This is a genomic window from Avibacterium volantium, assembly GCF_049366555.1.
In the GTDB taxonomy this organism is placed as follows: Bacteria; Pseudomonadota; Gammaproteobacteria; order Enterobacterales; family Pasteurellaceae; genus Avibacterium; species Avibacterium volantium_A.
On the sequence record NZ_JBMMGT010000030.1, the window covers coordinates 21942 to 28620 of the forward strand.

General features: G+C 41.0%; 9 protein-coding genes. All 9 read right to left on the reverse strand.

All coding sequences use genetic code 11. The annotated features are described in order from the left end of the window. Positions 1–86: 86 nt before the first annotated feature. Entirely contained in the window at positions 87–842 is a 756-nt protein-coding gene (locus ACLS0A_RS09475) for a Nif3-like dinuclear metal center hexameric protein (RefSeq protein ID WP_416083274.1), read from the reverse strand. 9 nt (positions 843–851) lie between these two features. Next, entirely contained in the window at positions 852–1406 is a 555-nt protein-coding gene (locus tag ACLS0A_RS09480) for a glycosyltransferase (protein ID WP_416083275.1), read from the reverse strand. 208 nt (positions 1407–1614) lie between these two features. Further along, positions 1615–2445, reverse strand: coding sequence for a hypothetical protein (locus ACLS0A_RS09485; RefSeq protein WP_416083276.1), 831 nt, complete (start codon positions 2443–2445; stop codon positions 1615–1617). Further along, complete coding sequence (locus tag ACLS0A_RS09490) at positions 2438–3196, reverse strand: DNA methyltransferase (RefSeq protein WP_416083277.1); 759 nt, start codon at positions 3194–3196, stop codon at positions 2438–2440. The genes ACLS0A_RS09485 and ACLS0A_RS09490 overlap by 8 nt, the downstream gene beginning before the upstream one ends. A gap of 58 nt (positions 3197–3254) precedes the next feature. Next, a complete protein-coding gene (locus ACLS0A_RS09495; RefSeq protein WP_416083278.1) occupies positions 3255–3386 on the reverse strand; it encodes a Com family DNA-binding transcriptional regulator in 132 nt (43 codons plus the stop codon). A 153-nt stretch (positions 3387–3539) separates the two neighbouring features. Further along, entirely contained in the window at positions 3540–3986 is a 447-nt protein-coding gene (locus tag ACLS0A_RS09500) for a Gp49 family protein (protein WP_416083279.1), read from the reverse strand. Positions 3987–4104: 118 nt separating this feature from the next. Beyond that, positions 4105–4593, reverse strand: coding sequence for an enoyl-CoA hydratase (locus ACLS0A_RS09505; protein WP_416083280.1), 489 nt, complete (start codon positions 4591–4593; stop codon positions 4105–4107). Then, on the reverse strand, positions 4586–5170 hold the full coding sequence (locus ACLS0A_RS09510) for a DUF4376 domain-containing protein (protein WP_416083281.1): 585 nt from the start codon (positions 5168–5170) through the stop codon (positions 4586–4588). The genes ACLS0A_RS09505 and ACLS0A_RS09510 overlap by 8 nt, the downstream gene beginning before the upstream one ends. Before the next feature lie 9 nt (positions 5171–5179). Next, positions 5180–6679 (reverse strand): tail fiber protein (locus ACLS0A_RS09515; RefSeq protein ID WP_416083282.1); only part of this gene is annotated, 1500 nt, incomplete at its 5' end.

The following is a 6679-nucleotide window of genomic DNA, read 5'->3' on the forward strand; positions in this document are numbered from 1 at the left end:
GTGCATAGTATAAGGGAAAAGTGGCGCTTATACAAAGCTGACCTGAAAATTCGCAAAATTTACACCGCACTTTGCTTTCCCATTTTTTATGCGGGATTGTAAATATCTTTAAATTCCACATCAAAACCGTGATTTTCTGCGAGCCATTCGCCTAAGGCTTTTACGCCGTAACGCTCTGTGCAATGGTGGCCAGCGGCGAAGAAATTAATGCCTTGTTCACGCGCAGAATGAATGGTTTGCTCGGAAACTTCACCTGTAATATAGGCATCAAGCCCTTGTTGCGCGGCAAGATCAATATAACCCTGACCGCCGCCTGTGCAAATCCCCACGCTATGGATAAAGTGCGGTGCGTTTTCAGCACAAAAAAGCGGTTTACGCTGTAATTGTTGCTCAATACGCTGAGCAAATGCTTCCCCGCTGATAGGTGTGGCGAGCGTGCCATAAACAGGAATGCTGAATTTTCCTTGTTCCAACGGTTGCAGATCTTCAATACCAAGCAACGCTGCAAGCTGTGCGTTATTACCTAGTTCAGGGTGAACATCAAGGGGTAAATGGTAGGCATAAAGATTAATATTATTTTGCAATAATGCCTTGATGCGCTTGCCTTTCATTCCACGAATACAGGGATTTTCACTTTTCCAAAAATAACCGTGGTGAACCAAAATGGCATCGGCATTTTGCGCAATGGCATAATCAATCAACGCATGGCTTGCGGTTACACCAGTAATGATTTTTTTCACTTGTTCTCTGCCTTCCACTTGCAATCCATTCGGCGCATAGTCGGCAATGGCATCAGAATCCAGTTTCTGATTAATCAGTTGTTCGAGTGCTAAGTTGTTCATAAAGAATTATTAATCTGTTTTCAATGATTGGTTTACTAAGTCCATAATTCGGTTTATGTGTGTAGATAGGTTAGGATCATAATTTAAATGATGTAATGGCTCAATGATTTTATGTTTATTTTGTCTTTTTTGATTTACAGCATTTTCAATAATATTTGGTAACTCTTGATCTATCGCTTTAAGTGGGTAGAAAAAACCTGCGTCTTTTTTTATCACTTCAACGCAGCCCATTTCTTCAGGGAAGATCACTTTTGTCCCGCATAAAATTGATTCAATTCCAACAAGTCCAAATGGTTCATAGCGGGGAGCCATAATCGTAAAATCACAAGCTCTATATAAATTTGCCATATTTTTACAGAAACCGAGTTCAATTACATTTTTGAGAGGTCTTCTTAATTTTGAACCAGCTACGACAAGTTTTATTGGTAAATCTGTATTAGCAAAATAATTTGCCAGAATATATAGCCCTTTACGTTTATGTCCTGTTGATGGGAATAAAAATATTATTTCATCTTGATTGAAGCCGTTGAAGCCGTCCGCGCAAAATGAGAAACGCGTCCACATAACTTGAGAAAATTTTTTCCCACGTTATGTGGATTTTTTTATGCTATTTAAATGCCATTTAAACTATCTTAAACTATGCCGAAATAGACCTCCATACCTCTCCAGTTTTATTCCTAACCACTCAAACTCACTGTCGCTTATTTCCTCTTTACTTATGAGGCAGATTACAATGCGGGAAAACAAAAATAGGGGCGTTAGCCCCTTTATTTTAGAATTTATAGACTAGGTTATCCTCATATTGCACCTGATAATTTAACGCCGCTTTAATTGTTACCCGTTCAGCTTTATCAAATGTCTTCCAGTTATCCTTTTTAGCCTGCACCATATACTCAATAAACCGCACAAACTCTGACTTAGTCGAGCTAAAAAACACATAAGGCGGTCGCGTTAGGTCAATCAGCTGTAAAAAATCAATCAAGTCAAAATAATTTGCCATTTTATAGCTGTTTTGCTTTGTGCAGAGATAAGGCGGGTCTAGCACAAACAAGGCTTTTGGATTATCAGAAAACTTAGGTAGCAGCGTCTGAAACGGCTCGCTGACTATCTCAAGTCCATCAAGATAATCCTCCGCACTTGGGTAATCTGTTAGCTTTATTCCGCGCCAAAATGTCTTACTAAATAGCTCCTCAAAAGATCCAACTTGTTGCCCGCCAAACTGTAACCAGCTAGCGATAGTATTGAGGTCTTTAAACCCATTAAAACTATTGATTTTATTAATGATTTCTTGTTTTTTGTTATTGTCTAATCGTCTATTTTTTGGTATAATATCACCAACAACTTGAAGTAATTCTGTGCGTAAACGATTTGTATCGTTTATGTGCTTTAGTCTGTCTGTATAGCCATCAAAGTCATTATAAATTACTCGTGCTTTGGGTTTTATACGCTTAGCCACGTGGCTTAATAGTCCACTCCCGCCAAAAGCATCTATAATCATCCAGCCTGTGCCATCATTAGGAATATTGTCATTTAAAACCTGTTTAAAGGCGTTTAAAAACATTCTTTTTTGTCCGACAAAAGGCAGTGGAGCTTGCTTATACATTCACCACCTCCAAATGAGACAAGATTTGACGGTAAATGTCTTGCACTAAATTTAGTGGAATATTCGATCGCTCATTGTAGGTTTTGCAGACATTATTCAGCCGCACACCAGCAATATACTGCTGATACTTGAGTTTTAAGGGGATATTACTTTTAAACTTGGTTGGTTTTTTCGCCACATACCCATAATTCCCATAGTAAGTCGGATTATCATAAGGGATGGCAAAGTCTAAAATATGCTCAATATAACTCCAAATTCTGCTCGCATAAGGGTTTTCAATGACATAAATTTGTGGCTGATAACGTTTAATAATCTCAATAGTGTTATAAATGCAAAGCTCACCATTAACCCGATTAAAAAAGGATTTTTCGTAGCGAAAGTGCAGGCGAGGTGAATAAGGGGGATAATAATCTCGCTTATTACGAATAACAAAGCGAGATCCTTTGGGTTGCTCTTGTTTCCAGCACGCATTACCACCCCACATTGCACTGGCTACACTAAAACTTTCACAGGGTGGGCTTGCTAATATCACATCAGGTTTGGGCAGTTTATCCAGCTTATTAAATAATGCTTTATCTCCAAACAAACGACCGAAATCAGCGAGATTTAAGCGTAAGAAATGGCTATTCTTACGCTCAATATCAATACCGATTGGATAGATTTTAATATTACGAAAGGATTTTGCAGCTTGAGCATAGCACCCATTGCCGCTATCAAATAATGCCCATATAATGATTTTCTTTTTTGCCATAATTTATCCTTAAATTATGGCGTTCTGGTGCTCAAGGCACTCGGACACTCTGAATTGATTACTTGGATTGCTTAAATGTGTTTAACGTTTTGCAACGCACGCATTTAATCTCTAAAAATTGATTATCTTTTGTGCGCGCTAGTAGCTTTTTACAGCACTTGCAACGTATTTCTTGTATTTTATTTTGCATAAACCTTTTGCCTTATTCGCGGTTTTGTTACAATCCGCCCGTCTGGTCAGACAGAGCGGTCTTGGGTCTATGCAGGTGCGTTCTGCTTAGGCTGGTGTCGCGGGGGTAGGATACCGCGACATCGCCGCTTTCTTCCTTTTATTCGTTATTTTTTTACATTTCTGCCTCCCAAATAATATCTAATTCGTGCGGGACAACTTGATTTTGCTCATCTTTATGATAAGAGCCATCGGCATTATGCCAATGTACCTTTGGCAGTTCGTCATCTGTTTGCTCAACGACTAACAGCTTGCCAAAAGGGCTTGTATAAACAATTTGAGCCTGATTACCGTTGCGTAATGTGACAAAGCCTTGCGATTGCTCGTGCAAGCGTTGTTTGAGTAAATACCCCTCAAGCTCCCAGAGTTTTGCAAAGGCATTTTGATAGGCAACTTGCTCACCAATCTTAGCGTCATAGTGTTGCTCATCTGCACACGCACTGGTGCCAACCAGTTTAAAACCATTTTTCACGGTGACGGTACAAATAGTCAGTAAATCTTGATGTACATACTGGGCATTTGCTACCAAGCTGTCTAAATAGTCTTTTGTTAGTTTATTCATTTTATTTAGCTCCTTTTGGTTACCGTTGTGCAATGAAAATCGGTTCGCAGATTTGGCATCCATCACTGTATTATTCAGCAAGTACTCTCTTGTAGTTGTGGTTTTGATTTCTTCCATTTTATTTTGCTCCCTGTTTGAAAATTGCGGCTAAATGATTTGGACTAAATCGCCACCCCTCATCACCGCCGTTAATGGCATTAGCACACCACTCGCTGCAAAAAAACTTATCGCGAGATTGCGGGGTAAATAACACCACCCCCAATGCACCAAGCCAGTCATAGTGTTTTCTCTTAGTTTGCTCAAAATAGCGTTTAATTTGATGCTCATCGACACCATTTAGCGGGATTAAATCCCATTTGCCGCTCTCTAAATCAATCTCCTTGCAACGTACGCCACCATCTCTGACCGAACTCGAGTAACATTGGTAACGCTTGCGCCAATCGTATTGCTCCCACCGCTCAAAGGTCTCGATTGCTATCTCGCAATGCGAGTATTTGCCCTTGGTGAGTTTGCGTGTCAGCCAATCCCCCAATCGGGCTTTTAACACGCCAAAGCCCTTACCGCTACGTTTGCCTTTGTATAATGCCAAATAAACTTGATTAACCATTGTAAACCTCCTGCCAACCTGTGCTGTAGTCATAATCTAGCGGGTTTTCCGCCGCCAACATCGCCGCGCGATGACGCTCCGCATTGGCAAAATCTGCTTGCTCGTGGGCAAACAGCGCAAGTGATAGCTCATTTAGCAACGCTTTTGTTATCTCAACAAAACTGTTATCCATAGTTTTCCAGCGCGTCACAGGAAAATCTGGGAGCGTGCGCATAAATGTGTACTGCTGACGGCTCGCATCATCAGAGTGAAACCACTTATCCACGCTTTTGACATACACGCCCGAGCGACAATTTTGATAACGTTTTTGCTTGATTTGCTCCCAAACTTGGGCTTGTTGACTAGCAAGCAATTCTGCTTGTTTTGCCTCATCTATCACCCATTCATCACCGTTCCAAATGTGATATTCAGTGGGCTTACGCCCGCGCTCAATGATGACATCATCTTTAAGTAACGGATTGATAAAGGTTTTATCCGTTTCTATTGCTTGTTCGTTTCTTAGGGCTAAATCATTTTCGTTAGGTGCAAAATCACAGTTTCCAATACATTCACCTATAGCATTAAAAATTAAATACATTTTCACCTCCTATCTAATCCCAATAACAATGTAATTTGCATTGCCCGGTAAGTCCTGATATATATTGCCCCTATCATTAAATATACGTGTGTAAGCGTTCACCAAGCGTCCATTTGTGTAGCAAAAGTTACGTTTATGAACTACAGTTGCCCCTTCATTAACATCCCACTCTGCACCGTTTTCATTGTCATCTCGCATTGATACAAGCCAACGGCATTGTGATTCTGAAAAGCCCGCTGGTAAAGGAAGAGTGCCATTGTGGCTAATTATTCCAGTTAAAACAGAAACATCACCTTTCTTAGAGAAGTAATCGTGTAACCAACCGTATGACTTAGTCCAAATCACACCATTGCTATTAATTTGCATTGCTTTCTCGGCAGCCCCAAAGGCATTATTACCCTGTTGCGCAAGCCAGAGTTCGTAGCGTGATTTGTATCCATCATCTAAAATGCCATACACTCCAAGATGAACGTCATTGAAATAGTTAGTGATACCTAAGCCTGTGTTTGCTCCTCCAGCAGTATGCTTTAAGTGCAAACCGCCCCAAAATTGCCCACTTGGGACTTCGGGACGCTGGATTTCGATGTGTCCTGTGCTAAAGGTGTAATTACCGCTTACAATATCCCCTGTTTTAGCAATCCTCCCATTAGCATTATCGTTAGCACTTTTCACCGCTTTACTTGTGGCAACGGTATTATTGCTATCAGATGTGACGGAGTCTGATAACTTGCTAGCAATCCAACTCTGATACGCCACCGTTTCATTTTTGGCAAGCGTCGGAAATGCTATATAACGCTGCTCGCCACTTGCAGAGCGATAGACGTAATTAAATCTTGGGTCGGTTGCAGATGCAGGATTGACTTCCCAACGCCAGTAGCTGCCATCAGCCAACGTGGCTCTTAGCCGCTCCCAGCCAGTACTAGTTGTATTGATATAACCAAGTGCGCCAATCGTGCCTGCAACTTGTAATTTTTCCACGCCGTTATCCGTCGTTTTACCCACGGCAACATTGCCTGTTTGTCCAAATAGCGTGAGATTATATGTGTATCTATCGGCATCATTAGTTGTAACAAGTCTAATATCTGCTGATTTATCATCGGCGAGTCTGGATACCACTTTTGCTTTTGGTTTTTGTGTACCCGCACGAGTGGCAACAAAGTTTATGTGAGCAAACTCCTTTATTTTTGCGTTGTTATCTAGGTCAATTGAGCTATCAATGATATTGATATAAGGGGGATATGCATCCTCATTACGGTCAATCACTAAGCGATAGTTGCTTTGTAGTGTACCTGTTGCACTTAAATTTGGCGCGCTAACATTGCCCGTAAACGTCCCGCCAAGTTGGGTCATACTTTGTACCCAATCCGTCCAATTACCGCCAAGTTTGCGGCGCACGAAAACCTGTTTAGTGTGGAAAGTGGTGAATCGCTGAAAATACCCGTGACCAAAGACCTCTAATGCCCCATCACCTCTTTCTACGGGGTAATTTTTGGCTAGTGTTGCTTTAGA

Excerpts from the sequence above, each read along its gene's own strand:
- ACLS0A_RS09475 (WP_416083274.1), bottom strand. The coding sequence starts at position 842 with ATGAACAACTTAGCACTCGAACAACTGATTAATCAGAAACTGGATTCT.
- ACLS0A_RS09480 (WP_416083275.1), bottom strand. The coding sequence starts at position 1,406 with ATGTGGACGCGTTTCTCATTTTGCGCGGACGGCTTCAACGGCTTCAAT.
- ACLS0A_RS09485 (WP_416083276.1), bottom strand. The coding sequence starts at position 2,445 with ATGTATAAGCAAGCTCCACTGCCTTTTGTCGGACAAAAAAGAATGTTT.
- ACLS0A_RS09490 (WP_416083277.1), bottom strand. The coding sequence starts at position 3,196 with ATGGCAAAAAAGAAAATCATTATATGGGCATTATTTGATAGCGGCAAT.
- ACLS0A_RS09495 (WP_416083278.1), bottom strand. The coding sequence starts at position 3,386 with ATGCAAAATAAAATACAAGAAATACGTTGCAAGTGCTGTAAAAAGCTA.
- ACLS0A_RS09500 (WP_416083279.1), bottom strand. The coding sequence starts at position 3,986 with ATGAATAAACTAACAAAAGACTATTTAGACAGCTTGGTAGCAAATGCC.
- ACLS0A_RS09505 (WP_416083280.1), bottom strand. The coding sequence starts at position 4,593 with ATGGTTAATCAAGTTTATTTGGCATTATACAAAGGCAAACGTAGCGGT.
- ACLS0A_RS09510 (WP_416083281.1), bottom strand. The coding sequence starts at position 5,170 with ATGTATTTAATTTTTAATGCTATAGGTGAATGTATTGGAAACTGTGAT.